General features: G+C 68.0%; 24 protein-coding genes and 4 pseudogenes. 10 read left to right on the top strand and 18 right to left on the bottom strand.

What is annotated here, in order from left to right:
• Positions 1 to 718 precede the first annotated feature (718 nt).
• Positions 719 to 2,473 (top strand): group II intron reverse transcriptase/maturase, encoded by a 1,755-nt coding sequence (ltrA, locus tag OG505_RS17905; RefSeq protein ID WP_405425891.1) that lies wholly within the window; start codon positions 719 to 721, stop codon positions 2,471 to 2,473.
• Between the two features lie 88 nt (positions 2,474 to 2,561).
• Here the strand turns inward: ltrA and OG505_RS17900 are convergent, their stop codons facing one another.
• The gene (locus tag OG505_RS17900) at positions 2,562 to 2,759 is read right to left on the bottom strand and encodes a hypothetical protein (RefSeq protein WP_405425890.1); all 198 of its coding nucleotides are present in this window, start codon (positions 2,757 to 2,759) and stop codon (positions 2,562 to 2,564) included.
• A gap of 33 nt (positions 2,760 to 2,792) precedes the next feature.
• Between OG505_RS17900 and OG505_RS17895 the strand changes: the two genes are divergently transcribed.
• On the top strand, positions 2,793 to 4,088 hold the full coding sequence (locus OG505_RS17895; protein ID WP_405425888.1) for an MFS transporter: 1,296 nt from the start codon (positions 2,793 to 2,795) through the stop codon (positions 4,086 to 4,088).
• Between the two features lie 237 nt (positions 4,089 to 4,325).
• Here the strand turns inward: OG505_RS17895 and OG505_RS17890 are convergent, their stop codons facing one another.
• From OG505_RS17890 to OG505_RS17865, 6 genes are all read right to left on the bottom strand, one after another.
• The gene (locus tag OG505_RS17890; protein ID WP_405425887.1) at positions 4,326 to 5,009 is read right to left on the bottom strand and encodes a GNAT family N-acetyltransferase; all 684 of its coding nucleotides are present in this window, start codon (positions 5,007 to 5,009) and stop codon (positions 4,326 to 4,328) included.
• 124 nt (positions 5,010 to 5,133) lie between these two features.
• Positions 5,134 to 5,649 (bottom strand): hypothetical protein, encoded by a 516-nt coding sequence (locus OG505_RS17885; RefSeq protein WP_405425885.1) that lies wholly within the window; start codon positions 5,647 to 5,649, stop codon positions 5,134 to 5,136.
• 135 nt (positions 5,650 to 5,784) lie between these two features.
• Positions 5,785 to 6,324, bottom strand: a complete 540-nt coding sequence (locus tag OG505_RS17880; RefSeq protein WP_405425883.1) for a GNAT family N-acetyltransferase — start codon at positions 6,322 to 6,324, stop codon at positions 5,785 to 5,787.
• Positions 6,325 to 6,600: 276 nt separating this feature from the next.
• Positions 6,601 to 7,134, bottom strand: coding sequence for a DUF3592 domain-containing protein (locus tag OG505_RS17875; protein WP_405425881.1), 534 nt, complete (start codon positions 7,132 to 7,134; stop codon positions 6,601 to 6,603).
• 664 nt (positions 7,135 to 7,798) lie between these two features.
• Positions 7,799 to 8,455, bottom strand: a complete 657-nt coding sequence (locus OG505_RS17870; protein WP_405425879.1) for a response regulator — start codon at positions 8,453 to 8,455, stop codon at positions 7,799 to 7,801.
• Entirely contained in the window at positions 8,452 to 9,585 is a 1,134-nt protein-coding gene (locus OG505_RS17865) for a sensor histidine kinase (RefSeq protein WP_405425877.1), read from the bottom strand. The genes OG505_RS17870 and OG505_RS17865 overlap by 4 nt, the downstream gene beginning before the upstream one ends.
• Positions 9,586 to 9,771: 186 nt before the next feature.
• Between OG505_RS17865 and OG505_RS17860 the strand changes: the two genes are divergently transcribed.
• On the top strand, positions 9,772 to 10,248 hold the full coding sequence (locus tag OG505_RS17860; protein WP_393083041.1) for a DUF6326 family protein: 477 nt from the start codon (positions 9,772 to 9,774) through the stop codon (positions 10,246 to 10,248).
• A 17-nt stretch (positions 10,249 to 10,265) separates the two neighbouring features.
• Positions 10,266 to 10,601, top strand: a complete 336-nt coding sequence (locus OG505_RS17855; protein ID WP_405425875.1) for an MMPL family transporter — start codon at positions 10,266 to 10,268, stop codon at positions 10,599 to 10,601.
• Positions 10,602 to 11,124: 523 nt separating this feature from the next.
• Here the strand turns inward: OG505_RS17855 and OG505_RS17850 are convergent.
• The gene (locus tag OG505_RS17850) at positions 11,125 to 11,676 is read right to left on the bottom strand and encodes a hypothetical protein (RefSeq protein ID WP_405425873.1); all 552 of its coding nucleotides are present in this window, start codon (positions 11,674 to 11,676) and stop codon (positions 11,125 to 11,127) included.
• A 114-nt stretch (positions 11,677 to 11,790) separates the two neighbouring features.
• Between OG505_RS17850 and OG505_RS17845 the strand changes: the two are divergent.
• A pseudogene (locus tag OG505_RS17845) lies at positions 11,791 to 12,252 on the top strand (transposase); the annotation flags it as partial.
• 554 nt (positions 12,253 to 12,806) lie between these two features.
• On the opposite strand, the gene OG505_RS17840 reads toward OG505_RS17845, so the two are convergent.
• Together OG505_RS17840 and OG505_RS17835 are read right to left on the bottom strand one after the other, a co-directional pair.
• Complete coding sequence (locus OG505_RS17840) at positions 12,807 to 13,118, bottom strand: integrase core domain-containing protein (RefSeq protein ID WP_405425871.1); 312 nt, start codon at positions 13,116 to 13,118, stop codon at positions 12,807 to 12,809.
• Positions 13,118 to 15,931: an ATP-binding protein gene (locus OG505_RS17835; RefSeq protein ID WP_405425869.1), complete on the bottom strand. Its 2,814-nt coding sequence runs from the start codon at positions 15,929 to 15,931 to the stop codon at positions 13,118 to 13,120. The genes OG505_RS17840 and OG505_RS17835 overlap by 1 nt, the downstream gene beginning before the upstream one ends.
• Before the next feature lie 221 nt (positions 15,932 to 16,152).
• Here OG505_RS17835 and OG505_RS17830 point away from each other — a divergent pair, with 221 nt between their 5' ends.
• A complete protein-coding gene (locus OG505_RS17830) occupies positions 16,153 to 16,509 on the top strand; it encodes a VOC family protein (protein WP_405425867.1) in 357 nt (118 codons plus the stop codon).
• 59 nt (positions 16,510 to 16,568) lie between these two features.
• Positions 16,569 to 17,213, top strand: coding sequence for a glyoxalase (locus OG505_RS17825; RefSeq protein WP_405425865.1), 645 nt, complete (start codon positions 16,569 to 16,571; stop codon positions 17,211 to 17,213).
• 230 nt (positions 17,214 to 17,443) lie between these two features.
• Here OG505_RS17825 and OG505_RS17820 read toward each other — a convergent pair.
• Positions 17,444 to 17,862, bottom strand: a pseudogene (locus tag OG505_RS17820) (transposase); the annotation flags it as partial.
• Between the two features lie 109 nt (positions 17,863 to 17,971).
• Positions 17,972 to 18,436 (bottom strand): annotated as a pseudogene (locus OG505_RS17815) (transposase); the annotation flags it as partial.
• A gap of 506 nt (positions 18,437 to 18,942) precedes the next feature.
• Here OG505_RS17815 and OG505_RS17810 point away from each other — a divergent pair.
• On the top strand, positions 18,943 to 19,653 hold the full coding sequence (locus tag OG505_RS17810; protein ID WP_405425864.1) for a DinB family protein: 711 nt from the start codon (positions 18,943 to 18,945) through the stop codon (positions 19,651 to 19,653).
• A gap of 91 nt (positions 19,654 to 19,744) precedes the next feature.
• Here OG505_RS17810 and OG505_RS17805 read toward each other — a convergent pair.
• Positions 19,745 to 19,888 (bottom strand): annotated as a pseudogene (locus tag OG505_RS17805) (DUF3618 domain-containing protein); the annotation flags it as partial.
• 422 nt (positions 19,889 to 20,310) lie between these two features.
• The gene (locus OG505_RS17800; protein ID WP_405425862.1) at positions 20,311 to 20,568 is read right to left on the bottom strand and encodes a phage holin family protein; all 258 of its coding nucleotides are present in this window, start codon (positions 20,566 to 20,568) and stop codon (positions 20,311 to 20,313) included.
• A gap of 647 nt (positions 20,569 to 21,215) precedes the next feature.
• Here OG505_RS17800 and OG505_RS17795 point away from each other — a divergent pair.
• Together OG505_RS17795 and OG505_RS17790 are read left to right on the top strand one after the other, a co-directional pair.
• Positions 21,216 to 22,244: a fatty acid desaturase family protein gene (locus OG505_RS17795; RefSeq protein WP_405434559.1), complete on the top strand. Its 1,029-nt coding sequence runs from the start codon at positions 21,216 to 21,218 to the stop codon at positions 22,242 to 22,244.
• A 676-nt stretch (positions 22,245 to 22,920) separates the two neighbouring features.
• Positions 22,921 to 23,217, top strand: coding sequence for a helix-turn-helix domain-containing protein (locus tag OG505_RS17790; protein WP_396729268.1), 297 nt, complete (start codon positions 22,921 to 22,923; stop codon positions 23,215 to 23,217).
• 17 nt (positions 23,218 to 23,234) lie between these two features.
• Here OG505_RS17790 and OG505_RS17785 read toward each other — a convergent pair whose 3' ends face one another.
• The 4 genes from OG505_RS17785 to OG505_RS17770 form a co-directional block, all read right to left on the bottom strand.
• The gene (locus OG505_RS17785; protein ID WP_405434557.1) at positions 23,235 to 24,113 is read right to left on the bottom strand and encodes an AEC family transporter; all 879 of its coding nucleotides are present in this window, start codon (positions 24,111 to 24,113) and stop codon (positions 23,235 to 23,237) included.
• Between the two features lie 2 nt (positions 24,114 to 24,115).
• A complete protein-coding gene (locus OG505_RS17780; protein ID WP_405425859.1) occupies positions 24,116 to 25,231 on the bottom strand; it encodes an ISAs1 family transposase in 1,116 nt (371 codons plus the stop codon).
• A 288-nt stretch (positions 25,232 to 25,519) separates the two neighbouring features.
• The gene (locus tag OG505_RS17775) at positions 25,520 to 25,750 is read right to left on the bottom strand and encodes a hypothetical protein (RefSeq protein ID WP_405425857.1); all 231 of its coding nucleotides are present in this window, start codon (positions 25,748 to 25,750) and stop codon (positions 25,520 to 25,522) included.
• Between the two features lie 242 nt (positions 25,751 to 25,992).
• On the bottom strand, positions 25,993 to 26,283 hold the full coding sequence (locus OG505_RS17770) for a hypothetical protein (RefSeq protein ID WP_405425856.1): 291 nt from the start codon (positions 26,281 to 26,283) through the stop codon (positions 25,993 to 25,995).
• Between the last annotated feature and the right edge of the window lie 439 nt (positions 26,284 to 26,722).

Genomic DNA, 26,722 nt, shown 5'->3' with positions numbered 1-26,722 from the left:
GTCGGGTGACGTCCGCTCATGCCGAGATGAGGTGCGACACGAGGTCGCACGTGTTGAGCGAGTACGTCGATTGGAGGTCGGGTGTAGATGCCCGAGACGTAGCTCCCGGTCAGTATCCAAGACCGGTTCCCGCCCTGACGTGCGTGGCGAGTAATTGCCGGGTGCGAAGCTCAGGGAAAAGCCCAAGGGCACCCATGCCGACTGGGTGTTACAGGTGAGGGGAAGGCCGAAAGGGTGAATATGGTGAACCCTCGTTGATGCCTCGTCACGGCAACTCTCCGGGTCGGATAAGCAGTGCTGGGGAGACAAAGAGGCTGGCCGTTGGAAGTCGGTAGACGGCGACCGAGGACTCATCGACGGTCGTGTGGATACCGTCGCCTCCGGGGTTAAGAGGGCACCCGACCCGGCCGGGTCTCACGCGTGTGGAACGTGGAAACCCCGTTACGGTCCGCAGCGCCTTTCGGGGCGTTTGCGGTAGGCCGCCCGTGAGGAGAGCTGAAACCCGTACGGGAACAGGACGCCCAAGAAGCGAATGCCGGTGGCTGAAAGGCAACAGGAAATCGGCAGCATGAAGACCGGTCCTCCGACCGGTCGCTGTCGTATAACTGGCCGGATACCGGGCCTGGTGCCCGGCTGCGAAAGCAGGCTGACGTGAGGCGGGTGAGCCTTTGACGAGAAAGTACCGGAACCACCCGAACCGAAGGACAAGTTAGACGCGATGACGGCCTTTGCTTTCGATGTTTCGATGGCGGCCCTCGGAGTGAACGGACCGGAGGACGCACCTCCCACGTGGGACACCGTCGAATGGCGACACCACGAGGAGAACGTACGGCGGCTACGGGGCAGGATCTTCAAGGCGACGACGGACGGTGACTGGCCCAAGGTCAGGAACCTGCAGAAACTGATGCTGCGGAGCTGGTCGAACACGCTGACAAGCGTGCGCCAGGTCGCGCAGCGCAACGCTGGCCGCAACACGGCGGGCATCGACGGGCAAGTCGCGTTGACCGGCCCGGCGCGCATGGACTTGGCGGAGCAGACCCATCGCACGGCCAGGTCGTTCATGCCGCTCGCCGTCAAGCGGGTATTTATACCGAAGGCCAATGGGAAACAGCGCCCGCTCGGCATTCCCGTCATCTCGGACCGCGTCCACCAGGCGCGCCACCGTAACGCACTGGAACCCGAATGGGAGGCCCGGTTCGAGCCCAAGAGCTACGGATTTCGGCCGGGCCGCAGCTGCCAGGACGCGATCTCGGTCATCCACGTGACGTCGTGCGGTGCGACCGCGCAACGCCTGTGGGTACTGGACGCGGACCTCACCGCGGCATTCGACAGGATCGACCACGACCATCTCCTCGCCGCGATCGGGACTTTCCCCGGCCGGACGAAAATCCGGGAATGGCTGAAGGCGGGCGTGTTCGAACCAGGCAAGGGATTCGCACCGACCCATGCGGGAACCCCGCAAGGTGGTGTGATCAGTCCATTGTTATTGAATGTCGCATTGCATGGGCTGGAAGGGGCGGCAGGAGTCCGACACGAACGCAGCGATCCGCAGCGGACCAAACGTGGCTCCCCTTCGCTGATCAGGTACGCCGACGACATGGTCGCCCTCTGCTACTCCAAGCAACAGGCCGAACAGGTCAGAGCGCAGCTCGCCGCCTGGCTGGCACCGAGAGGTTTGACCTTCAACGAGGACAAGACGCGCATCGTCCACCTTGACGACGGGTTCGACTTCTTGGGCTTCACCGCCCGCCGGCGCAACGGCAAGCTGATCATCAAACCCAGCAAGGCCGCCGTCAAACGAGTCAGGCATCGCCTCGCCGTCGAGTTCCGTGCCCTGCGTGGCACGAACCCGGCGGCAGTCCTCGCGAAGATCAACCCGATCGTGCGGGGATGGGCGAACTACTACCAGGGGGTCGCGTCGTCCGTCGTGTTCGCCGCGCTGGACGTGCACCTGTGGCGGCTGGCCTACAAGTGGGCCTGCCACCGCCACCCCCACAAGCCGAAACACTGGATCATCAACCAGTACTTCGGCCGGTACAACACGGCCAGGCAGGACCGCTGGGTGTTCGGCGACCGCACCAGCGGCGCCTACCTACCCAAGTTCGCCTGGACGAAAATCGTCCGGCACTCGCTGGTACGCGGGGACGCGTCTCCGGACAACCCCGCCCAAGCCGACTACTGGGCCATCCGGCGTGCCAAGAGCAAACCCCCGCTCGACCGCAGAACCCTGCACCTGCTGCGCAGGCAGCACGGGTCCTGCCCGATCTGCGGGCAGTTGCTCCTACACGCCGACCGCGAGCCACAAAGCCCCCGCGAATGGGAGCAGTGGCACCGCACCACCCGCAAGGCGATCACCAGGCAACACCTGATCGTCTTCGGGCCAGGCCTACCGGACGAAACCCGACTCGTTCACTCCTCCTGCCACCGCCGGACCACCGGCGCACGGCAGGAACCAGCACCTCTGTATTCCTGAAATCGCCCTAGTGGCTTGCTTGAGCCGTGTGCCGCGACGAGTTGCACGCACGGTTCTGAGGGGGCGGCGGCGCAGCAATGCGCCGTCGCTACCCGACTGCGCCGACGTTGGCTGCCAACGTGTCTGCCGCATCGCCTTTCTGCTCTTGAGAGAATGGCTCGATCGAACCGCACTGAGAGCCGATCATTACGGGTGTTCCTTCCACCACCTTCCTTCTGGGCATGGAACCTCCAGCCACGAGGGTGGCCTGGGTGCCGATCGCCTCGGCGAGCTGCATCTGCTCCATGTTGATCGTTGCCCTGTTCCGGATGGAGGACTGATGCTGGCTCCGCTGCGGTATGGCGCGTTCCGATACCTGGCTGCTGGCCGGATGGTCAACATGCTGGGTAACGGCGTTGCTCCCATCGCGCTCGCCTTTGCCGTACTCGATCTGACCGGCTCGGTGCGCGACCTGGGCCTGGTGGTCGGCGCGCGATCGCTGGCAACCGTGCTGTTCGTGCTCTTCGGCGGCGTAGTGGCGGACCGGCTCCCGCGCCGGCTGGTGCTCGTCGGCTCCAACGTACTGGGTACCCTGACACAGGCCGCAGTCGCCGCCCTGGTGCTGACCGGCACTGCGACGGTCCCGCTGATACTGGCGCTCGGCGTGGCCAACGGCATGGTGAGTGCCCTAGCCCAGCCAGCCTCGGCCGCCGCGACACCGCAGACCGTGCCGTCGGAGCTGATCCAGCAGGCCAACGCGATCATCCGGCTCGGCATCAACGCGAGCATGATCGGCGGCGCTGCACTCGGTGGCCTCCTAGTGGCCACCGTTGGGCCTGGCTGGGGACTCGCCGTCGACGCGCTCACCTTCGCCATTGCGGCTGCCGCCTTCGCTGGACTCCGGATCGCCGCCCCGCCGGTTACAAGTACCCGCAGGAGCGTAGTCGCCGACCTTCGGGAGGGCTGGACCGAGTTCACTGGACGAACGTGGGTCTGGGTGGTGGTGCTCGGCTTCATGCTCCTCAACGCGGCGCTCGCCGGGGGCGTGAACGTGCTCGGTCCGGCCGTCGCGGACGAGACGATTGGCCGTAGTGCCTGGGGTGTGGTGCTGGCGGCGGAGGCCGCCGGAATGGTGGTGGGCGGTCTGATCGCCCTGCGGATCCGGGTACGCCGACTTCTGCTGCTCGGGGTCGCCTGCATGTTCGCCGAGTCGTTCCTACTGTTGGGGCTCGCCTTGGCGCCCACCATGATCGTACTCGTTGCGGCCTCGGCGACGGTCGGCATCGCCGTGGAACAGTACGCGGTGGCCTGGGACACATCGATCGCGCAGCACATCCCGGCCGATCGGCTGGCCCGCGTCTACTCATACGACATGCTGGGGTCCTGGGTCGCCATCCCGCTCGGCCAGGTAGCGGTCGGGCCGCTCTCCGCGGCGATCGGCACCCGCGACACATTGCTGATTCTCGCAGCGTTGGTGCTGCTCGCCGTCCTCGGCATGCTGGCGAGCCGAGACGTCCGTCAACTGCAGGTGGTAGCCCCCGCCCGCGCTGCCGACGCAGCGCAGCCCGAGCCAGCCGACGGTGGACCGAGTGACAGCCCCACCACCAAGCCCACCGAACCAGCCGCCCGCGCCTGACAGCGGCGGACTTCTTCGAGGCCAGCCACACCGCCAGTTCGCAGAGCAGGATCAGGCGGCCGCCATGTACCGCGGCTCACTGTTCTGCCGCGAGCCGCGCGTTACACAGCGTGACTCGACCGGTCGGCCGCCGGTCGAAACTGCCGAGATCGGTGCACCGTTGTCGTCGGACGTTGGATTGCGCGCTCGCGTGGGCGACCTCCAGGAGCGTGGGTCGGCCGAGGCTATCTATGCTGTTCAGGACGGGTACGTGTTGCCAGGCGTCGTTGCGATCAGTACATCGGCCACCGGCTGCCAGCCGAGCGTCCTGTACAGACGTTGACCGTCCTCGCTGGCGATGAGAATGCCCTGCTCGGCGCCTTCTTCGATCGCGGAGCGGGCAAGTGCACCCATGACCGCGCTGGCTAGGCCCTTGCGGCGATGAGCCGGCATGGTTTCGATTCGGTCCGCGACCGCATCCGTACCGGCCAGTCCCATCGTCCCGCGCGCACCGATCTCTCCCGACTCGTGCCGTACCGTGGCTGTGACCACGCTGCCGCCTCTGTGCGAGTCGACCTGGGTCAGTAGCCGGTACGGTGCCGTGGGCATGTTCTGCGGATGCCAACGAAGATCGGCTGTCATCAGCAGTTCCGACTGCTTAAGCACGATCAGGCCGGCGGCCGCCAGAGCCGAGGCCGCCCTCGCCGGGTCGGTGGTGGGCACGGTCAGCCATGTGACGGCGTCCTCGCCAGCGACCAGCTCAGCCAGCGTGGACAGCGACGCGAGGTCCTCGCCGACATCGAGCGCGACATACTCGATGTCGCGGCCGGGCTGCATGCACCGGACCCGCAACGCGCCGCCTACGTCTTCGGCGACGGGCAGCGCACGAGCCACGCCCCAGCCGCACTGCCAGCGGACGATGAGATCTCGCAGGTTGCTCACCCATCGAGTAGATCACCTGCACCTGAGCGGCCCGCCACGCTCTGAGACGCAATGAGCCCGAGATCACGTGCGTGGTCTGCCGCCGAGCGGTCGCTACGTCAACCGGGTCTGCCGAAGGCGGACGCTACGTACCCCTTGATTCACAAGTGAGCCGCGCTGCACGTCGGTGATGCAACACGTAGATCGAATATGCCAGTGACCAGATCAGCAACGCCGCGACCACAGGCCCGGCGAATAGAACCACGAGACCAGCGCCGATGTTGGCCCCGATCACCCCGGCGGTCATCACCCGCCACCCGTACCCCACGATCAAACCGGCTACCAGCAGCGGGATAAGCACGCGCCACCACTGTGGATCGAGGTGCTTCCTGCGCGTGGCCCGAGCCAACATTAGCAATGCGACGATGGTCAGGACTGCCGATGCGACGCCGGCGGTACGTTGCGTACGAGGAGTGACGTCGAAAGGCTTGAACGTGTAGTCGGGGTTGACGCTGACGGGAACCGTTGACTGGTCTCCGACAAGCCACCAAGTCGCTACTGGAACGGCGATAACCAGAGCAGCTGCGACGACAGCAAGTCCCCACCTCGCCAGCGCTTCCGGACTCTTCGTTGGGTGACGCGACTCTGCTCGCTCTGCCATGTGCACAGCTTGACAGGAGCGCGCAGAGTGTGGCGTGAGCCCACATACTCATTTGCCGCCGACCGGGCGCGGCCTGCTGATCGGTCTGTCAGTATCCGTGGCCGCCGATCGGGTTGATGTCGCCGAGCCGGCCGGCTACGGCGTCCAGTCGCACCGGAGTAGACCGTAGATCACCATGTCTACGAAGCCGTCGCCGTCGTACTCGCGCTCCCGCTGGGTGCCTTCGTGCGTAAAGCCGCACGTCTCCGCGGTCCGCCGCATGGCCGTGTTGCTGGCCAGCGTCTCCAATTCCAGACGGCGTAGGTTGCGGTTGCGGAAGCCGTACCGGCAGAGCAGCCGGATCACCTCGGTCCCGTACCCCTGGCCACGCGCCTCGGGTAGCAGTGAGATGCCGAGGTGGGCGTACTGGTTGAATGCGTTGATCCCCCACAGCACGCTGCCACCGAGGAAAGTGCCGTCGGCGACGGTTTCGGCGAGCAGCGACACGGTGGTCGCGCCGTCGGGCGGCTCGGTGACCTGTTTCTCCAGCCGGGCCCGGATTTGGCCGACGTGGCACGGCAGGAATGGCTCGCCGTCTGTGATCAGGTGCAACTCGGGATCACCGTGCAGGCGGAACATGTTCGGCGCGTCGTCGGGCGTGGGCGGGCGCAGTCGGACCCGGTCGGTGGCGAACATGCCGGCGACGCTAACAGCCGGCATGGAGATCCACGACCGGGTTAAACCGGGGCACGCGGACCGCGCGGCGTGCCAGAACTCCGCCGTGATGATGACGGACCGCGCCGCCAACCGGCCACCATGGCAGGGGCACCGATGATGTCCGGATCTGCCGCGATCCGCGCGCTACGCAGCGTCACGCCGAGCTGGCCCGGTTGCCGTCCGGACGTGCCGAGAACAGTGCAGCCCCTCTGCCTGCTGAACTACTCATCGCTGCACGCCCGACACCACGCCGACTCACGGCCCATCGAACTCGTCGAAGTTGAAGTCGGGGTCTCTGAAATCTCCCGGATCCCCAGAATCGGAGAATCCTCCGAAATCGCGGAACTCGCTGAGGACCAGGTCGGCCATCTGGTACGCGCACAACGAGAACGTCAGGAAGATCAGGCCGAACACCAGTGTGATGATCAGCCTCGTGTTGCCCTTGCGCACCGGTGCCGCCTCGGTGGGCTTCTGCGGGTCGTAGAGCACGTCGATCTCGGTGCCCACCAAGTGGGACCGGAACCCGCCCAGATCAGCGAGCACCGTCGTCACCTCCTGACCCGAGCTCGCCTGGAACGTGACCACGGGCCGGAACGCCGTTCTCCCGTCGGACCACGACTCCAACTGGTTGTCTACGACCTGCGCGGTCGCTCGCTGGCCCGAGGCGGCGAGCGCGCGCAGCTTGCTCCACCGTCGCGCCGCCGCGAAGATCAGCCCAGCTCCGACCAGGGCGGGAACGCCCACGACGAAGGCCGTGACGTACGGCAACCAGGCCAGGTTCTCGATCATGGCGAGACTGTAGTGGACCCTGACAAGGAGTCAGCTCATCCGGCAGGTTGACGAACCACTCCGGTCGTACCCTGCTCTCAGACGGGGCCGACCCGGAATGCAGGTCAGCATCATCGCCAGCACGCGGACAGCGCTAATGGCAACCTCCCTGGCGGCTACCAAAGTCTGCTCGGCTGACCAGCGGCCCGGTCCGCGCCGCTACACGGCCGCCGCGGGGACGGCCATAGATGATTCATTCGCAGGCGAACGACCTCAAGATCAGGTACACGTATCTGCCGCGATCCGCGCGCGCATTCGTCCGTGGGCAGTGACGGGATCTGCCGAGCGGCGGACGTCGCGCTCGATGCCGTCGGCTCGCCGGGCCCGCGTGCCCTGCCGTCGTCGTGCACGACGGCGATCGGTACGACTAGCGCGCCTGCGGGATGTCGGAGCCGTAACGGGTCGGCCGCCGCCGACACGGCGGTCGATCCTTCGGGGCACCGAGCACCGTGACACACGACCGGGACACCGCAGGGCGCAACCTGTGTAGGAAGGGACAGCCGCCGGACGTCCGACGGTGCGCCCGAAGCCAGCGGCATGCCCACTCAACCCGCCCGAGGTGAGTTCCTCGCCTTATCCGGCCCCCGGCGCTCCTGCTTCCGCGATTCGAGTATGCGGGCGCCGATCAGGCGCCGACGCGGCGTGTCTCGTAGGCCCACATGACGATCTCGACGCGGTTGCGGGCGTTGAGCTTGCGCATCAGGGCGGCGATGTGGGTCTTGACGGTGCTGAGGCTGATGGACAGCTCATCGCCGATCTCGCTGTTGGTCCGCCCGCGAGCGGCAGCCAGCAGGACCTGTTCCTCGCGAGCGGTCAGCGGCTCGACAGGCTCAGCTGGCACCGAGCGCGAGCGGCTGTTCGCGAAGGAGGACAGGAGCATCGCGGTGATGTTCGGTGCGATCAGGGCGTCGCCGCGGGCGGCGGCATGGATGGCCTGGGTGAGCATCTCGGCGCCGGCGTCCTTGAGGAGGATGCCTCGGGCGCCTGCCTTCAGCGCGCCGTAGACGTACTCGTCGAGGTCGAAAGTGGTGATGACGACGACGGCCAGAGGATCGGCGACGTCGGCCCCGGCGAGCTGGCGGGTGGCTTCGATCCCGTCGACCTCGGGCATGCGGATGTCCAGCAGGCACACATCGGGACGCAGCGAACGGGCCATGGCGATCGCCCGGCGGCCGTCGGCGGCCTCGCCGACGACGGCGATGCCCGGCTGGGCGTCCAAGATCATGCAGAGCCCTGCCCTGACGATGTCCTGGTCGTCAGCGACCAGCACGCGGATGGTCATGACGCGCGCGCTGTCCGAGGCAGCGAGGCGTCGACGCTCCAGCCGCCGTCCGGGCCAGGTCCCGCCCGGAGGGTGCCGCCGAGCAGGCTCGCCCGCTCGGCCATGCCGCGCAGCCCGTAGCCGGCGTGCGGGGAGCTGGTCGTACTCGCCTCGCCGTCATCGCGCACTCGCAGGTGCACCTGGCTGCGGGATGCGGTGACGTCGACGGTCACGTGGGTGGCGCCGGAGGCGTGGCGGGTCGCGTTGGTGACCGCCTCGGCGGCGATCAGGTAGAGGGCGGTGCTGACTGCTGGCTCAACGGCCTCGACGTCACCGGAGACCTGCACGCGGACGCCCAGCACCTCGCCGCCGGGACGAGCGAGTCGTTCGACGTCCACCACCCCTCGCCGGGGGGCGAGATCGGCGTCCGTTCCCTCGCGCAGCACGCCTACGAGCGCTCGCATCTCCTTGAGCGTCCGGGACGCCTCTTCCTCAATGGTGACCAGGGTAGCCAGCGCGCGCTTCGGATCTGCGGCGGACAGCGCGCGACCTGCCTGTGCCTGGACGGCGATGGCCAAGACGCGGTGGCCGACCGTGTCGTGCAGCTCGCGGGCGAGTTCGTTGCGCTGGTGAAGCCGCACCTGCTCGATGTCGCGGTCGTGGCTTCTGGTGCGGTAGCGCACTGCCGCGCCGAGCGCGGCCGAGAACAGGAAGAAGCCGTAACCGGCGACCTTCTCCGCGGGTGAGGTCGGGTCCGCGATGAGGGTGACGGGTAGCCAGATGAGGATGATGCCGAGTCCGAGGGCAGCCTCGCGAGCTGCTCCCCAGCGCAGCAGGGCGTAGGGCAACACAAGCAGCCCTGCGATGCCCAGCAGACCGGTGGCATCAATGACCGCGATCCTCGCGATGTCGAACGCGAGAACGGCTCCGAAGGCAACGGTGACTGCGGCCAGCGGCCGCGTGCGTCGCCACAGCAGGCACGCCGCGACCACGACGCTGACACCGACCAGCAGCGGCGCCCACGCCCTGTCGTCGCGCAGCAGTACCTCGACGAGCGAGATCGCGACAAGAGCCGAGGACAGCGCCCAGTCCCGCCAGACCCGCACCGGCGGGCGTGCGGGGCGAGGCTCAGCCAAGATCCCAGCACGCATGCTTCCCCCTCCCGGACAACGTAAGGGGGCCGCCGCTCGGGCGGATCAGCCGAAAGTACTGCGGATGTCCCGCGCCTGCGGCCAGGACCGCTCGAGCCCGCAAGCGGATGTGCCGCCCGTCAACGCTGGTCATGGTTAAGACATCGAGTGAGCCGACCCGGCTGACGCCAGCACACAGGAGACGTGATGACCAGAACCGACAGACCAGCCGGTGCGCTCCAGGAAGCGCACATCCCGGTCCAGGCGAAGCTCGCCGCAGCCTGGGCCAGCTTCATGTTCCTCTACATCTACGTCGACTACCTCGCCCTGTACAAGCCCGGCTTCATCAACGACATCCTGGTCGGCGTCGTTCATGAGTTCGACACCGGCCCAACCTTTGTCGCCCTTGCGCTCACGCTCGTGGCCATCCCGATCCTCATGATCCTGCTCTCCACGACACTCCCCGCCCGTGTCAACCGCGCCACCAACCTCGTCGTGGCAACGCTCTACATTCCCGTCTCGGTGTACAACGCGGAGGGCGAGTCCTGGACCTACTTCTACTTCTACGGCCTCTCCATCGGACTCGAGCTGCTGCTCCTGGCCTTCATCCTGCGCGCCGCATGGACCTGGCCCCGGACCATTCGAGCCACCGCCGGCCGCGACCCCGCCCAGGCCCGGGTGTGACGCTCGAGGCAGGCCCGGTGTGCGGGGTCGCTGACAGCGGCTCCGGCAACAGCGACCGCGAGCAGCAGCACGATCCAGAGCGGGACGGCGCCGCGGCTACCGGCGACTACGTCGAGTCCGTCGCCCGCGGGCTGGCTGCCTCGGGACGCGTCATCACCTGCGGCGCGCTGATCATGATGGCCGTCTTCCTGTCCTTCGTGGTCAACCCGAACCCGTTCGTCAAGATGATCGGGCTCGGGCTGGCGGTCGCGATCGCGCTCGACGCAACCGTGGTGCGGATGATCCTCGTCCCGGCGACGATGGCGCTGCTCGGCCGTGCGAACTGGTGGCTGCCGGGGTGGCTCGACCGCTAGCTCCCGCAGCTGCGTGTGGAGGGGCAGGAGGCAACGGCCCCCGCGCTGGCGCCAGAGCCGGTGCCGGTGCCGGTGGGATCGCCCGTCGGACGAGCCGGCGGTACGCCTTGCCTGCGCGGTCGCCAGTGGCCGTGCACACGACGAGAAGACGGGATCAAAACGGCGCGCTCGCCCGAGCCGAGGTGATTGCACCCGCCAGGGTTCAATTACATCGGCCGTCGCTTCTGGTCCTCTGAACATCCGCTCATGCCGCCGTCCGGGCGCCTCGGCCCTTGGGACCCAACGTCACTCACCGTAGCCGATGCCCTGGGAATGCCTGACCGCACATGCCGATGACAGGATGCCGGAGCCGGCGTGGCAGTGAACCACGCCGGCGACTCAGTCCTGCGTTTACCCATCGACTGGCCTCGCAGACCTATGGGGCGATGCCACACAGAAGCTTCGCAGTCTGGGCACCCTCATTGCCCGGTCACGCTGCCCCGTGGCCACAGGCAGTCCCTCTCAAGATGGCCGGCCTCCCGCGTCACGCCGCCGCTCGGCTCATCGCGGCGCTGGCCAGCCCGTTCAACGTGGTCAGGTCGGCTGCCCCCAGGTACGAGTCCGACATCATGACCACCACCACGTAGTGGCCGACTGCGGCGGCGACGTAGCCGACGTAGCGGTCGCCCTCGTCGTAGGTGCCGAGGAACAGCACCGTGTCCGGCCCGAGGTGGTCCTCGGCGACCGGGTCGAAGCCCTCCTCGTCGCCGCCCACCCCGCACCGGGCGAGCTGCGCTTTCAACGCGGTGATGTATGCGTGTGCCCCATCGCCGCGGTACCGGGCGACGTTCTCGTAGATCCGAAATCGGGTACCGAGGTGGGCCGCTTCAGTGCGGCTCACAACCGGCTGCGGCACCGGCGTGTCCGCGCACGGCTGGGGTAGTAGCGACCACACCAGCCCGTCCTCCACCGGCCCCGGTGCGGCCCCGCCGAGATCGTCCGGCTGCAACATGATCCGGTCGGGGATCCCCCGTGGCCGCTGCTGCGCCGCCGCCGGCCCGCTCGCCGACATCAGCCCCAGGGCCACGGCCGTCATCACAATCAGTGTCCTTCGCATGCCAATCATCCTCTGCATCGCTGGCAACCGATGAATGGGCAGCCCTACCTACCTTTCCTAAGTACACGTACTCTCCACCGGAGTGGGAACTCCCCCACACAGGGAACCGACGCGGCCAAGAAGATCGTCGGACGTAAACGCAGCGTAGTCACGGACACCCTGGGACTGCTGCTGGCCGTCATCGTCATGGCCGCCTCCGCCACCGAGAACACCGCCGGAATCCGCGCGTTGGACCAGGTCAAGGCCACCCATCCCACCGTCACCAAGACATGGGTGGACGCCGGCTTCAAGAACCAGTTCGTCGAACACGCCGCCACCCTCGGTATCGACGCCGAGGTCGTACCGAGAAACACCGAGACCAGAGGCTTCCACGTGGTCAAACGGCGCTGGGTCGTCGAGAGGACCCTGGGCTGGCTGATGCTGCACCGCAGACTCGTCCGCGACTACGAGACCCTGCCGGCCAGCTCCGAAGCCATGATCCACATCGCGATGATCGACAACATCAGCCGCCGCGTAACGGACGAATCCACACCCACCTGGCGAGGCGCATACTAGTAGATCAAGAACAAATCGAACGCCCTCTCAGAGCTACCGGGAACCTCAGGTCAACGCCCCAGCCGAGCCCGATCACCGCGAAACGTGACCCAAGTCAGGTAGATCAGAGGCTCTGGCACGCAGGGCCCCGGCAAAGTCGCGGGGGTGCCCGGCTTGATGCGGTTGGTGTAGACGCGCCCGTGCTGGTGGTAGCAGGGCGGGCATGACCGGTTCAGATGATCATCGAGGTTCCTACGCCTTGTTGATCGTCCGAAGTGAGTCATGCCCGCCCTGCCATCATCGCTGATCTCGTCCATGTCCGCCGCACCGGCCGTCACCGTGCCCGAAACCGCTGCTGGACTGCCTGCGGCGCTGGCGGGTCTGCCGGGTCCTCGCGCCCGTCGCGGGGTGCGGCACCGGCCGACGGCCGTCGTCACCGCTGCCGACCATAAGCCACCATCCACTCCGAAACGGTCAGGGCATGAGCAAACTGTGATGGCAGATCAGCCCGAGCGCGCCGGTCACGGTGGCAGGGCACGAGTCTGGGACGAGCCCAGCGGGAATGCTCGGAGAACTCAACCGACGCGGCGGTATTTGTGGATCAGGCCGCCCAGTACGTCGACTCGTTGCACCGGCCGCGCTCGGCCGCCCGGCTGGACCAGCGTCAGCCGGGACGTCGGATTCGGCGGCTGCAGTTCCAGGCTGCGGTGTGGTCGCACGGTGTTGTAGTGCCGGAGGTATTCGGTCAGCACCCGGTACAGCTGGCCTTCGTTCCAGACCAGCGTCCAGTCCAGACACTCGGCCCGAACCGTGCGACGTGCGCCGAAACAACTGTAGCGGTTCCGGTACCGGTCCCTGGCATGAAGACGCCGGCCGGCGCCGTTCATCACTGGTGCTGTCGTGGGGCCATCGGGGTGAGGCCGAGGTCGGCGAGTGCGGCGGCGCCGTGGGCTGCGTGGTCGCCGCCGGCAAGTATCAGGGTCCGCGCCGATTGGTAACGGCAGCCTGCGGCGTCAAATGCACCTGTTGTGGCGAGCAGACGCTCCTGGTCGTTGTCGAGCAGAGCCTCTGCCCGATCCAGGATGGTACCGGCGATCGGGTTGCCGGCCACGGTGGTGCGGGCCTCGGCCACGCGGTCGCGGGCGTCGGAGCTACCGGCGAGCACGGCGGCTTCGGTGCGCAGCGCGACGTACCAGTGCAGCCAGGTCCAGGTGACCCATTGCCACACCTCGTCCGGCTCGGGCGCCAACCGTTCCCGCGCGTGGTCCGCCTGTCCGTGGTGAAGCATGAGTATCGCGTCGAAGACGGCCCCGTAGCCGTGGGTGCGCCACGGTGAGGGGTCGAGTTGGTCTAGGACCGCGTTCCATGCGCGCTGGGCGTCCTGGGTGCCGTGCAGGCCGTGGATCAACGCCACACCGGCGGCCGCCGGGCCGAGGACCGATCCGGCGGGGCTGCCGGCCCGCCGCCACGCGTCGAGGAACCGGACGCTGACCGGCAGCACCTGTTCGACATTGCCCGCCAGCGCGTCGGCCACCAGCAGCCAACTTGTGGCGCGGTGGCCGATCTCCGCCAGTAACGGATGATCGGCGAGTTGCCGCGCCCACCGGTGGGCGCCCGGCAGGTCCCCGACGCCGAGGCTGGCCTCGATGACCTCGCCGAGTGTTTCGATCAGCTCGTGAGTGCTGGCGGGTGTGCCCGGCGTGGGCGACAGCAGTGCCATGCGACGCCGCACCGTGGCGGCGGCGGCGAAGCTGTCACCGGCCCAGCTCTGGGCGGCGGCGAGCGTATCGAGAGCGGCGGACTCGGCGAGCGGGTTACCCGTGTGTGCGGCGAGCGCGACCGCACGTTCGGCGTGCGTGATCGTCTCCGATACGGCGTTGTCATGTGGACCATGGGCCGCACCGAATGCGTCGGTGAGCGCCTGCCCAGCATCGGCCAGTGCCACCGCGGCCCGGGCGGCCGGGTTATCGCCGGCTAGTTCCCGCGCCTCGATGATGAGGGCGGTCGCCTCCTGCGGCGGCAGGTTGCGTGCGAACTTGCTGGAGAACCGGTACGTGTTGGTGGCGGTGGTCGCCAGGTCGTAGGCGGCGCCGGCGGTGTTCCCGGACCGGCGGGCGGCGTCGGCGGCTGCGAGGTGGAGGCGGTGCATGTCGTCACCGCGCATCCGGCATCCGGCCACGGCTGCGGCGTTACGGAGCATCGACACGGCGGCGGCCGGGTCGTCGGCGAACGCGGCCGCCTGCTCGTATCGTTGCTGCGACTCGCCAATGAGGTTGCGGGTGAAGGTCAGCTCGGCCAGGTGCCGGGCGAGGCGGTACGCATCGGTGCGCTGTTCTGGCCGGTCGGCCGCCCATGCCAGAGCGGCGCGCAGGTCGTCGGCCGCCGCGTCGAAGCTGGCCCGCCAGTCTGCTCCGACCACGGCCAGGTCGGCGGCTGCGGACAGGCACCAGCGAAGGTGGCGGGATCGGAGATCGACCAGCTCACCGGCCTCGGTGAGCCGTTGTGTCCCGTACTGGCGGATGGTTTCCAACGCCCGGTACGCGGTGCCGCCCGGCAACGACGTGACCACCAGCAGGCTCTGCTCGGCCAGGCGGGCCAGCCCGTCGGCGACCAGCCCCGTGCCGGAAAGGCCTGTGTCGGACCCGGTCACCTGAGCCGCCGCATCGAGGGTGAACGGCGCCACGAACACCGACACGCGGCGCAGGAGTGCTTGATCGGCTGGCTCCAGCAGGGCATGGCTCCAGTCCAGCGCCGCCCGTACCGAGCGGTGCCGGTCATCGGCGCGGGAGCCGCCGGCGAGCATCCGCAGCGGGTCGGACAGCGCCGCTGTGATGCCGTCCAACCCGAGGCTGGGACACCGGGCGGCGGCCAGCTCGATGGCCAGCGCCATGCCGTCCAGCCGGGCGCAGAGCGGGGCGACTTGGTCGCGCAGTGCGGGATCTGGCGGCAGACCCACCGCCGCCGCGCGGTCCAGGAACAACGCGACGGCCTCCGAGTCACCGTCGCCGGCCAGCGACAGCGGCGGGACCGGATACACCCGTTCAAACGGCACCATCAGCCGGGCCTGGCTGGTCGCCAGCACCGTCAGGTGAGGGCACGTGGTAAGCAGCCGCTCCAGAAACGACGCCACTGCATCCCGTACGTGCTCGCAGTTGTCCAGTACCAGCAGGGCGTGAGATTCCGCGAGCGCGGCGAGCACCGATTCGTCCACGCCACGGCCGGGTTGCTCGCCGAGGCCGAGCGCGCCGGCGACCGCGGCCGCGAGCAGCCCCGCTTCGGTGACCGGGACCAGGTCGACGAACCACACACCGTCGGGGTACTCCCCGGATGCTTCCGCGGCCACCGCCAACGCGAGCCGGGTCTTACCTACTCCGCCAGGGCCGACCGCAGTCACCTGCCGGTGCAACTTGATCGTCTCGGTCAGCTCGGCCTTCTCCCGTACCCGACCGATGAACGAAGTCAGCGGCGTCGGCAGGACCAGCGCCGGGTGGGGCCGGTCGGCGCGAGCCAGCTCGGATGCGCGCTGCGCGAGCGCCCGCCGGTCCGGCGCGTCCAGCTTTCGCAGTAACGAAGAGACGTGGCTTTCGACCGTACGCGCAGAGATGTATAGCTTCGCCCCGATCTCGGCGTTGCTGAGGTGTTCCCCGACCAGCGCCAGCACCTCGGCCTCCCGAGCCGAGATCTCCACTGTCTCCGTCACGGCCCCATTCTTCCGTAGTGGGCCGACTTCGACGAACTCACGCGCAGTAGCCGTCGAATCACAGTGTCCGCTGCCTGCAATCCCCGCACCCCGACCCGTGCCTCATTCCGTGCCTCGGTCCGTGGTCGGTTCCGTGGCCGCAACGGATGTGGGCCGGTCGCGTCCGAGGAGATGCTGTGAGCACGTTCAGCGCGATGCAACACCCACCTCAAGGAGCGATCATGACCGACACGTCAACCCCGGCGATCAGGACCGTGCTGCACCCCGTGTCCGATCTGGCGACGGCCAAGGCGGTGTACGCCGCCCTGCTCGGCGTCGCGCCCCAGGTCGACGGGCCCTTCTACGTCGGCTTCGAGGCTGGCGGCCAGCACATCGGGCTGGTACCGGGCGGCGGACCGCAGGGCATGACCTCGCCGGTGGCCCATTGGCACGTGGCGGACATCGAGGCGAAGTTGGCCGAGGTGACCGCCGCCGGTGCCACCGTGAAGGAGCCGGTGCGTGACGTCGGTGGCGGCCGCCGGGTAGCCACCGTCACCGACCCCGACGGCAGCGTCCTGGGATTGATCCAGGACCAGTAGGGCCGGCTCCCCACCCCCGCTGTCACCGATAGAAGCCCGTCTCGCGAAAGGACCCAGCCATGTACTCCATCGACCACATCACCCTCGAAATGCCTGACCCGGCCGCCGCCGACACCTTCTACACCGCCGCGTTCGGGTTGGACTCCCAAGTGCGCGTACGCGCCTCGCAGGCACCGACGACCGGCTTCCGCGGGTACGCGATGTCGCTGGTGGTGGCCCAGCCGAGCATCGTGGACAGCCTCTTTGGCACCGCCCTCGCCGGTGGGGCGACACCGCTCAAGCCCGCCACCAAGAGCTTCTGGGGCTACGGCGGCGTCCTGCGCGACCCGTACGGCACGATCTGGAAGATCGCGTCGTCGTCGAAGAAGAACACCGGCCCACACTCTCGCCAGATCGACCAGATCGTGCTGCTGCTAGGGGTCACTGACGTCGCCGTGACCAAGCGGTTCTACGTCGAGCGCGGCCTGCCCGTGGCCAAGAGCTACGGCCGCAAGTACGTCGAGTTCGCCACCACGAACGTCAAGCTGGCGCTCTACAGCCGCCGTTTCGCCGCCAAGGACGCCGGCGTGTCGCCCGAAGGCACCGGGTCACACCGCATCGCCATCGGCAGCGAGACCGGAACCTTCACCGACCCGGACGGGTTCGAGTGGGAGGCCGCCCCAGCCGTACCCAGGCAGCTCGACGACCTCGTCGCACAGGCCTGACCCGCAGATGCACCCGAGACCGCTCTCGGGTGCATCTGCGCGTGCCCAGTCGAGCCCGGCTGCAGAGCCGGGATAGTGACCCGAAACGTCCGGCTGCGGCCACGTCGCCCGGGTCGACAGCCGACACGGCGACTGACCCGCAGATACCGGTCGTCCGTGCGGTGCTCCGGCGTCCGACGCGTCGCCGCCTCTCGGCCTGCCGGCGCGGCTAGGGGCTGTATCAAAGTCGGTCACAGCCATTCGTTGATCGCGGCGATGTGAATCGTGGCCTCGTAGCGAACGGCGAGCTTGTCGAACCGGGTCGCCACTGCGCGGTTGCGCTTGAGCCGGTTGATGCCGCACTCCACGGCGTGGCGTTGCTTGTACCGTTCGGGGTCGAAGGCCGGCGGCCGGCCTCCCTTCGGCCCCCGCTTGCGCCGGTTGGCGTCCTGGTCGGCCTTGGACGGGATGGTCGCCTTGATCCCGCGTCGGCGCAGGTAACGCCGGTTGGCCCGGGACGTGTAAGCCTTGTCGGCTAGGACCCGGTCCGGGCGGGTGCGGGGCCGGCCGCCGTCCGGACGGGGCACCCGGATGCCGTCGAGGACCGTGACGAACTGGGGCTGTCCCCGCGCTGGCCGGCGGTCAGCACCAGCGACAGCGGTTTCTGGCCTTAGCCGGCGGCGGGTCTTGCCGACCACGTCACGCGGACGCACGGTGCCCAGCAGGGCGCGGGCCTGCTGGGCGGACAGGTCCTTCTTCGCGCCGCCGGGCACCAGTTCGAGTAGCAGGCGATGCAACCGGGAGACCACGTCGGTGCGGGCCCGGCCGAGCTGGTCACGACGGTCGACCAGCAGCCGTAACGCCACTGTGGTGTCGTCGGTGACAACCTGCCGCAACCCTTCGGTGCGCAGGGCGACCACAGCGACGCTGCGGGCATCGACCGGGTCGGTCTTGCGGCCCAGGCCGGTGGCGAACACCCGGGCCCGGGCGGACAGCTTCGCGGGAACGTCCACGACGGTCTCGCCGTCAGCGACCAGGCGTTGAGCGACGTGCCGGCCGATGCCGTTGCAGCCCTCGACCGCCCTCAGGCGGTCCTTGTGCTTCCGACCGGCGGCGAGCATGGCCTGGTAGCCGTCGCGGTCGGTGCCGAACCGGCCCTGCCCGACCGTCTTCTCCCGGGCGTTGATGATCTCGATGGTGGCGGAACGCTCATGCGGGTCCACGCCGATGATGACCTGGGCCATCGTGTCCTCCCTCGATCCGACGGTGTTCGTCGACGGGAGGGCAGCGCTACCTTGAGCCGGGCAGTCCCCTCTTGAGCCTCTCACCGCCGCGGTGACCGGCGGAGCGCACGCCAGATGAGAGCCACACCAACCTGCGGTGGGCAGCCGCGATGAGAGCGACTCCACCGGTCACCTCGACCAAGCCTGGCCGGGCTGCGGTCGTACCACCAGCTGACAGGTAGCCGCGATCCGCGCGTCGCGCCGCGTAACGGATGGATCGCGGCGCTCAGCGCACGGATCTGCCGAATTGAGGACGTTCAGCGAGTGCCTGCTTATGACACGCCCGCGTGCTCATCCGGACATCGACGATCGCTCGCGTGTACCTCGCCGAACGTTGACCTCGTCTCGTATGGTGCGGGGTCGCCGGCTCGGCGTGTTTTCCGCTGACAGCCTCCGGGCCCGGCTTACAGCACCCTCTACCCGCGGTGGCTGCGCGGTTGTCGGTACGCCGGTGGATACTACCCGGCATGGCGAGCTTCAAGGACCAGGACCTGACTGATGCCGAGTTCCGCGAGTGTGACTTGACCCGCGCTCGTCTGATCGGGGTGGTAATGCAGGACGCTGTGATCGACGGGCTGGTCACCAATCTGGTGGTCAACGGAGTCGAGGTGACGTCGTACGTCGAAGCCGAGCTTGACCGCCGGTATCCGGTGCGGCTGCTGCTCCGCTCAGCCGATCCGGCCGACCTGCTGCAGGCTGTCAGGCAGCTGCGGGCCGGCTGGGCGGAGACGATCGAGCGACTGCGAGCGATGCCCAGAGGTTCGGAGCAGCAGCGCGTCGGCGGCGAATGGTCGGCGGTAGAGACCCAGCGCCATCTGGTGTTCGTGCACGACTCGTGGTTCCGCCGCTGCTGTCTGGGATCGACCCAGCCGTTCACCGCGATCGGGCTGGCGTCCGAGTTCGTCCCTGACCAGGAGGAGCAGGGCCTAGACCGAGCGGCGGCCCCCAGTCTCGACGAGGTGCTGGCCGCGCGAGACGTGCAAGGCGCTGAGCTAGAGCGTTGGCTGTCGACGGTGACGGCCGATCAGCTCTCGGCGCCCGCGCCAGTGCCGGCGGGCCCGGGTTGGCCGCCGTATGCCAGGGGAAAGTCGGTGCTGGAGTGCGTTCAGGTGGTACTGGACGAGGAGTGGGCGCACCACGGTTTCTGCGTTCGTGACCTCGATCTACTCGGATCATGACCCTCGCCACGAGGTTGCGTGCGACTAGCTGCGTCGCCTTGGTCTTCGCCGACTGACCGGCCTGGGTGATCCGCTGTCGGACACCGCCGACGGCGGAGGTCGTCTTGGTGCGCGCGCGGGTCTTGGCGTCGGTCTTGGCGGTTAATGCGGCTATGGTTTCGCCGAGTTCGGCGCGTGTCTGCTGGATATCGTGTCGGGTCTGGTCCAAGTTGCTGCTTTCGGGTGGCGTGCTCATGACTGTCTCCGATTCGCTGCGCCACGTATCGTCTCGGCGTCGGCTCGCACGCTGTCTCTGGTTGCTCCTCTTCATCCCGCTCGCCGGACCCGCACCATCTGGCAGTACTGACACGCCCGGCTTTGTCGGGGCTGCTCCCACCCTCCCCGGCACTTCCCGGGTCAGGCTGCCCTCAGCTCCACCGCCCTACTGCGACAGGGTCAGCGGCGAAGGTCTCTCACCTCCACTCGAAACAACAGCGCCTCACGGCGCACACGTCCGAGACGTCACCTTCCGTGAAGACCTACACCAGGCCCGCACCGGCACCGGCCCCGCCGTCATCGCAACCCTGCGTAACACCGCGATCGGCTACCACCGCACTAACGGCGACACCAACATCGCCCGCGCAACCCGACGCGCCAACCGCCGCCCACACGACCTCATCACCACCGTGACCAGCAGTTACTCGACAACGCAATGACCCTGACGATCAGGGCGGCCACCGCGTCGGGCATGATCGCGGCCAGGGTCAGCACGAGCGTGGTGACGGCGGTCGCGCCGGCGAAGATTCCGAGCATCGCGCCGCCGCCGAGCAGCCCGGCGCCGACGCCCGCGCGTTTACCCTTGGCCGTCATTTCCGCGCGGGCCATCGTCAGCTCGTCGCGCACCAGCCGGGTGATCTGATCGGTGGCACGCTGCACCAGCTCGGCGACCGGCGTGTCTGCAGACGCGGTGCCAGGGTTGGCGCTGGATCGTTCTGGCATCAATGTTCTCATCTCTGTCGAACAGGGAGTGGTCCGAGGCGCTGCCCGGGGGTCAGTGGTGCGGTGCCGCAGGCACGCTTTCGGGCCTTGTGCGGCGGGGCGTCGATACGTTCGCCGGTCATCGGTGCTCGGCTGTTGTCGAGCTGGCCCGCGACGTCAGCTGCCGGGAAGTCACCATCCTGGCGGCGAATTCGGAGCGTGAGCATGCTCGCCGCTCCGGTCACCGCTCCAGCCGCGAAGGCAAGGATGAGCGTTTGCCGTGCGATGGACTTCCTCTTTCGCCTCATGACAACCCCTTGAATCCGACGTGACCTCATAGTCCTGATTGTCGGACGCGGTGGCGGAAGTCAGGCGTCCAATCGGCGGACTTCTATGAAGGTGAACGGTGCTTGCGCCGGGGTTGCCCGTGAGCTGTCGTTTCCTTCTGCGAGAGGCGGCGGTGAGGAAGACTGGGACCATCAAGCGGCGGTTCGCTTGCTCGATGTCTGTCGCATCGCGAAGGGGTCGCGTGCCTACCCCCTTGCGACTGTTGGCAGACCCCTGACCTGAACTGGCCGTCCTACAGGAGGGCGAGAGTGAGTAACGTGGATCTTGGCGCCCGCAGTGACCGTGGCAGTGCGTACGCCGAGCTGTCTCGCCTGGTCCGGGGCACGGGTCTCCTCGACCGCCAGCCCTGGCGCTACGCGACGCGGATCGCGCTTGTGCTGGGTTGTCTCGGGGTCCTGGGTGTGGTGTTCGTTCGGCTCGGACCGTCGTGGTGGCAGACGGCTGTCGCAGCCGCCGTGGCGATGCTCCTCGGGCAACTGGCCTTCGTCGGTCACGACGCCGGGCACCGGCAGATCTTCCGATCCCGTCGGGCGAACGAGGTGCTCGGCCTTGTCTGTGCGAACCTGCTGACCGGGATCAGTTACGGATGGTGGGTCGACAAGCACAACCGCCACCACGCCCATCCGAACACCGAGGGCCGCGACCCTGATCTCATGGTGGCTCCGCTGTCGTTCACCCCGGGCCAGGCCGCGACGCAGCGTGGCCTGCGGGCGCTCTTCGTCCGGCACCAGGCGGCACTGTTCTTCCCCCTGCTGATGGCGGAGGGTGTGCACCTGCACGGCGCCAGCGTCCGGGCGATCGTCAGCCGTCCTGGGCTCCGGCACCGACCGGTGGAGGCCGGCCTGCTCGTCCTGCACTTCGCCGGGTACCTCGGGGCCGTCTTCCTGGTCCTGAGCGTTCCGCAGGCGATCGTGTTCATCCTGGTCAACCAGGCCCTGTTCGGCCTCTACCTGGGCAGTTCCTTCGCCCCGAACCACAAGGGGATGCCCATCCTGACCGAGGCCGACGACCTCGACTACCTACGCCGACAGGTCCTCACCTCCCGCAACGTGCGCGGCGGTCGACTCCTCGACGCGCTCCTCGGCGGGCTCAACTACCAGATCGAACATCACCTGTTCCCCAGCATGCCCCGACCCAACCTGCGCCACGCCCAGCCACTGATCCGCCAGTTCTGCACAGAACATGGCATCGCCTACCACGAAACCACTCTGATCCAGTCCTGGGCGCAAGGGCTGGCCCACCTGCGGACGATCGGGACCGGAGCGACCCGCCAGGGCAACGACTGAGTCTGGTCCGCGCACGCCCTGGTCACCGACCAAGGCCCCGGGCAGGCCCCCGCCCAGAGACGGCTGCTCGGGTACTGCTGTCGGAGTCGGCGTGGATGACCGGCGGGCAGGAAATCTAGGTTGGAACGACTAGACATCTTCTCTGGTGTGGCATACTCTTTTTCGAGTCGAGAGGGAAGATCCGTCAAGACGCAGACGGGCCGTCCGGCCGTGGGATCACGACGGGCGGCGCGGAGAGGAACATGCTTCACCGTTCCTCCCGAGAGGTAGTAGGAGCACGTCAGTTCCTGCGTGACACACGCTGGTTGCAGGTGGGGCCAAGGCTCTTTTTGGGGCTCCAGCTGATGTTCGCCGCACGTGTCGGGGCCATGAAGTCGCGTGGGCTCCGGTGCCGGCGGACCGTACGACAGCAAGGGAAAGAAGTAGCAGAGGAAAGGGAGGGCCGTACACCGTTGGATCGCCCGCCGTCGGCCTTCATGTCAGGCCGGGCGGACACCGCAGTTTCCATCGAACGAGAGGTGGTCTCCGGTCACGCATATGCGATCCTCGCGCCCGATGCCGTCAGTGGCGGCTGGTGCGGATACGACAAGCCGACGTTTCTGTCGGAAGATGGTGTTCTGACCCGTAACCCTGGGCCCCGGCGCTTACGCGCCGGGGCCCTCGACGTGGAGGTGACATGGGGCAAAACCCCGAGGACATGTTCGGCGACGAGAACTACCCGGCCTACACCATCGGCCAGGCCGCGGAGATGCTCGGCACCACGCAGGACTTCCTGCGTCGCCTGGACGAGGCGAAACTGATCAACCCGCACCGCTCCAGCGGCGGGCACCGCCGCTACTCCCGCTACCAGCTGCGCCTGGCCGCCCGGGCGCGGGAGATGGTCGATCAGGGCACCGCCCTGGAGGCCGCCTGCCGGATCATCATTCTCGAAGACCAACTCGAGGAAGCCCTCCGGCAGAACGAGAAGCAGTAGCGAGTCAGCTGATGGACCTACCCGAGCAGCGTCGCCGCCGCGGCCAGGGTGGCCAGTGACAGCGTCGTGGTCACCACCACCGCCCGGTTGGCCACCGCCTCGCCAACGCCGTACTCCTGGCCGAAGATGAACGTGTTCTGCGCTGTCGGCAGGCCCGCGCACACCACCACGGCGAGCAACTGAGCCGCGGACAGGTGCAAGGCCAGCCCGGCCGCGTACGCGATGACCGGCTGTGCGACGAGCTTCAGCGCGGTGATCACGGCCAGCTCGGGCAGTTCGGTCGGCTCTGCCGGCGACGGCGCCGTGCGGTGCAGTGACGCGCCGAGCGCGACGAGGGCGGCCGGAACCGCGGCGCCCGACAGCAGGGTGAGCGACGCGCCGGCCGTCGACGGCAGGTGCAGGCCGGCGGCCGAGCACGCGACGCCGAGCAGCGACGCCAGGATCACTGGGTTGCGTACCGGCAGGGAGGCGATACGGCGGACCCGTACTCGCCCGGCCGGGTCGCTGTGCCGGTCCAGGGCGACCAGGATCACGGGCGTCACCACCAGCACCTGCAGCAGCACCACCTCCGCCAGGAACGACACGTCGCCGAGAACCTGCGTTGCGATCGGGATGCCGAGGTTCGCAGAGTTTACGTACCCGGCGGCCATGCCCCAGATCGGCCGTTCGCCGGAATCGCGACCGAACAGCCAGCTCGCGCCGACCCAGCCGAACCCGACGACCGCGGCAGTGCTCAGTCCAAAGGCGAGCAGTGAGCGGCTGTCGAACCCGGAGAGCGGCATTCGGGAGAGGGCTAGGAACAGGGCAGCCGGCATCGCAAGATGGAACACGAACCGACCGAGCACCGACGCCCCAGCCTCGCCCAGCAGGCCCCAACGACAGGCCGCGTAACCCAGGGCTATTGCGTTGTCGGGTTGCTCCTGGTCACGGCGTCGATGAGGTCGTGCGGTCGACGGTTGGCGCGTCGGGTGGCTCGGGCGATGTTGGTGGCACCGTTGGTGCGGTGGTATCCGATCGAGGTGTTACGGAGTGTGGCGAAGACGGCGGGGCCGTTCCCGGTCCGGGCTTGATGGGCGTCTTCACGTAGCGTGACGTCGCGGACGTGGTGCAGGCGGTTCTCGATATGCCACTCGGAACGGGCCCAGGTGCCGAGGTCGGCGGGTTGGGCCTGCTCGGCGGGTAGAGACACGGTCAGGTACGCCGTCTCGCGGGTGGTCTTGCCCTTGATCGTACGGGTTCGGGTGATCCGGACGGCCTGCTGCGCGTGGGGGAAGCTGAGCCCGCCCGGGGTGTTCACGGTGACGGCTTTGACGGTACGGGTCTCCTTACGGCCGTGACCGGTCTCGCGGGTCTGGCAGCCGACCGGCACCTGCGCCCAGGGCAGGGTCTTGAGCTGGGCGTGCAGGGTGGGCTGGTTTCCCTTGACCGCGACCATCAGATGCCCGCCGTCGGCGGCGAGTAGTTCGGCGTGGCCGGTCTGGGCGTGGAGCGCGTCCGCGACGACCAGGACATCGTTCAGTGATCCCAGTTGGGCGGCGACCTGGCGTAGCAGCGGGGTGAACGCGGGGATTTCGTTGGACTTCGCCGCGATCTGCACCTGGGCGAGCACGATGCCGGTGCTGGTGTCGTATGCCGACAGCAGATGGACCTGACGCCCGTCGGCAAGCCGGGCGCCGCGTTCGACCTTGCCGTCGACGGCGATGACGAGGCGCCACCGCCGCCCGGCCACCACGACCGGCGCCGCCCGAGCCCGCAGCCATCGGGCCAGCACCGCCGACAGCACCTCAGCGTCGATACGGATCAATAGCCGCCAGATCGTCGTGGCCGCGGGCACCCGGTCGGTGAACCCGAGCCGGCCCCACGCCGTCCGGTCCAGATCTCGCACCCAGTCGGCGATCGCGGCGAACGTGCACGCCCCGGCCAGCACCGCGCACACCGCCACGGAGAGGATGCTCACCAGCGGATAGCGCCGGCCACGTAGGCCACGCGGATCGGGCACCGTAGCCAACGCCACGATCAGGCTGTGATGTTCACCCTCAGTGACCGCAGTCGGTAGGGGTATACCGGTAGGCCGGTGGGGCAGCAGCATTGCGGTAGGTGATGATGGCATCGGCGGGTGCGGTCCTTCTCGTGATCATTGGCTTCGCAACCTCATGATCACCAACGGATCGCACCCGTCCTACATGGACCCCAGTTCCGCCCAAACTCCCAGCTCAGATGCTCCGCCACCGACTACGCAACAGCCCTGCCGCGTAACCGACCGCGGTAAGGATCCAGATCGGTACGAACGCCGACACCAGGTTCATCCGGGCGTCACCGGCGGGCGGGCGTCGCGCCGGCTCAGGGACTGGCGGGCGTCCGGGGCGGACGAGGCGAGAAACTTGGCGAGAATCTCCACCTGGGCGAGGATGTCATCGACCTGCCGCAGGGTGAGCCCAGGTCCGTGACACTCCAGCGCGCTTTCGCCGGTCTTCAGATACACCGACCCGTCCAAGGTGCGTACCAAGCCGTCGGGCAGCCGGGGGTTGCCCACGTGTGCGTCGATCGGGAAGCCACGCGTTCAGCCTCGCATCCCGTCCGGACCGAGCAAACATCCCGCTCATCCGCAGCTTCACGTGGTCGTCCCCCTTCTCGTTACTGCGGGTCAGGGCGGTCCGGCGTGGCTGGTCGGGCGACAGTGTGTGTCGGGTGGGTGTTCCTGCTCGTACGACAGTCCACTGGTGGTGCGACCGGGCAGGGCCGCACCACCAGTGGACTGCTTGGAAGCAACAGTTATCAGTCCTGCCAGCACTCCGGTTCGCCGGGCGTAGGCTGGTTGGCCGAATTGGGGGTGTTGAGGTAACGATCGGCGATGTAGCCGACCTGCCCCTTGGCAGGACCGTCCAACGGGGTGACGAGATGCCATCGGCGGTTGGTATAGGGGCCTACAGCCTCGCCCCAGTCGCCACAGATCAACTCGACAGTGGTGCCGTAGTAGACGAACCGGTAGTAGACGCGGTCGACCGCGCTCATCCAGGCGAAGTTGCGGAGGTAGATCCCGGAGTAGGGATCGTTGTCTGCGTCCACCACTTGATAGCGAAGGGTTGCGGCGACCGTACGCTCCCCAGCGGCCCCGGTAGCGGGAGACGCTGCCGCCGGGGGTGCTCCGGTGAGAGCGAAGCCAGAGAGTAGAGCGCACAGCAGCGCTGAAGCCCAGAAGCCGTTCCTGTACCGAATCATGATCCTCCTCCGTCCCAGGGGCGACCAGCGTGCGCTGATCGTCGTCGTCCCAGTTCTAGAGGCGGCTGCGGTTGCCCAGCCCCGGCGACGGTCAACTCGCCCGGCGACGGTAAATGCCTGCCGATGCCCAGCCACGGCGCCAGAAACCCTGTCCTGGGTTTTCACCTTCGCTGGCCCTGTCGGTTTCCTCGGCCCTGACAACTAGTGGCCGGACCCTGCCTGGAACCATTGCCGATTGTCGATAGTGTTCTCAACCACACTGTCCGCGCTTCCTGAAGGGTTCTGC

The organism is Micromonospora sp. NBC_00617, from assembly GCF_045161355.1.
Classification (GTDB): domain Bacteria; phylum Actinomycetota; class Actinomycetes; order Mycobacteriales; family Micromonosporaceae; genus Micromonospora.
The sequence above is the reverse complement of the archived record's forward strand: the minus strand, read 5'-3'. Positions and strand labels throughout refer to the sequence as shown.

Coding starts and splice junctions, on each gene's coding strand:
- ltrA (WP_405425891.1), top strand. CDS start 719: ATGACGGCCTTTGCTTTCGATGTTTCGATGGCGGCCCTCGGAGTGAAC.
- OG505_RS17900 (WP_405425890.1), bottom strand. CDS start 2,759: ATGGAGCAGATGCAGCTCGCCGAGGCGATCGGCACCCAGGCCACCCTC.
- OG505_RS17895 (WP_405425888.1), top strand. CDS start 2,793: ATGCTGGCTCCGCTGCGGTATGGCGCGTTCCGATACCTGGCTGCTGGC.
- OG505_RS17885 (WP_405425885.1), bottom strand. CDS start 5,649: ATGGCAGAGCGAGCAGAGTCGCGTCACCCAACGAAGAGTCCGGAAGCG.
- OG505_RS17880 (WP_405425883.1), bottom strand. CDS start 6,324: ATGTTCGCCACCGACCGGGTCCGACTGCGCCCGCCCACGCCCGACGAC.
- OG505_RS17875 (WP_405425881.1), bottom strand. CDS start 7,134: ATGATCGAGAACCTGGCCTGGTTGCCGTACGTCACGGCCTTCGTCGTG.
- OG505_RS17870 (WP_405425879.1), bottom strand. CDS start 8,455: ATGACCATCCGCGTGCTGGTCGCTGACGACCAGGACATCGTCAGGGCA.
- OG505_RS17865 (WP_405425877.1), bottom strand. CDS start 9,585: ATGCGTGCTGGGATCTTGGCTGAGCCTCGCCCCGCACGCCCGCCGGTG.
- OG505_RS17860 (WP_393083041.1), top strand. CDS start 9,772: ATGACCAGAACCGACAGACCAGCCGGTGCGCTCCAGGAAGCGCACATC.
- OG505_RS17850 (WP_405425873.1), bottom strand. CDS start 11,676: ATGACGGCCGTGGCCCTGGGGCTGATGTCGGCGAGCGGGCCGGCGGCG.
- OG505_RS17840 (WP_405425871.1), bottom strand. CDS start 13,118: ATGAACGGCGCCGGCCGGCGTCTTCATGCCAGGGACCGGTACCGGAAC.
- OG505_RS17830 (WP_405425867.1), top strand. CDS start 16,153: ATGACCGACACGTCAACCCCGGCGATCAGGACCGTGCTGCACCCCGTG.
- OG505_RS17825 (WP_405425865.1), top strand. CDS start 16,569: ATGTACTCCATCGACCACATCACCCTCGAAATGCCTGACCCGGCCGCC.
- OG505_RS17810 (WP_405425864.1), top strand. CDS start 18,943: ATGGCGAGCTTCAAGGACCAGGACCTGACTGATGCCGAGTTCCGCGAG.
- OG505_RS17790 (WP_396729268.1), top strand. CDS start 22,921: ATGGGGCAAAACCCCGAGGACATGTTCGGCGACGAGAACTACCCGGCC.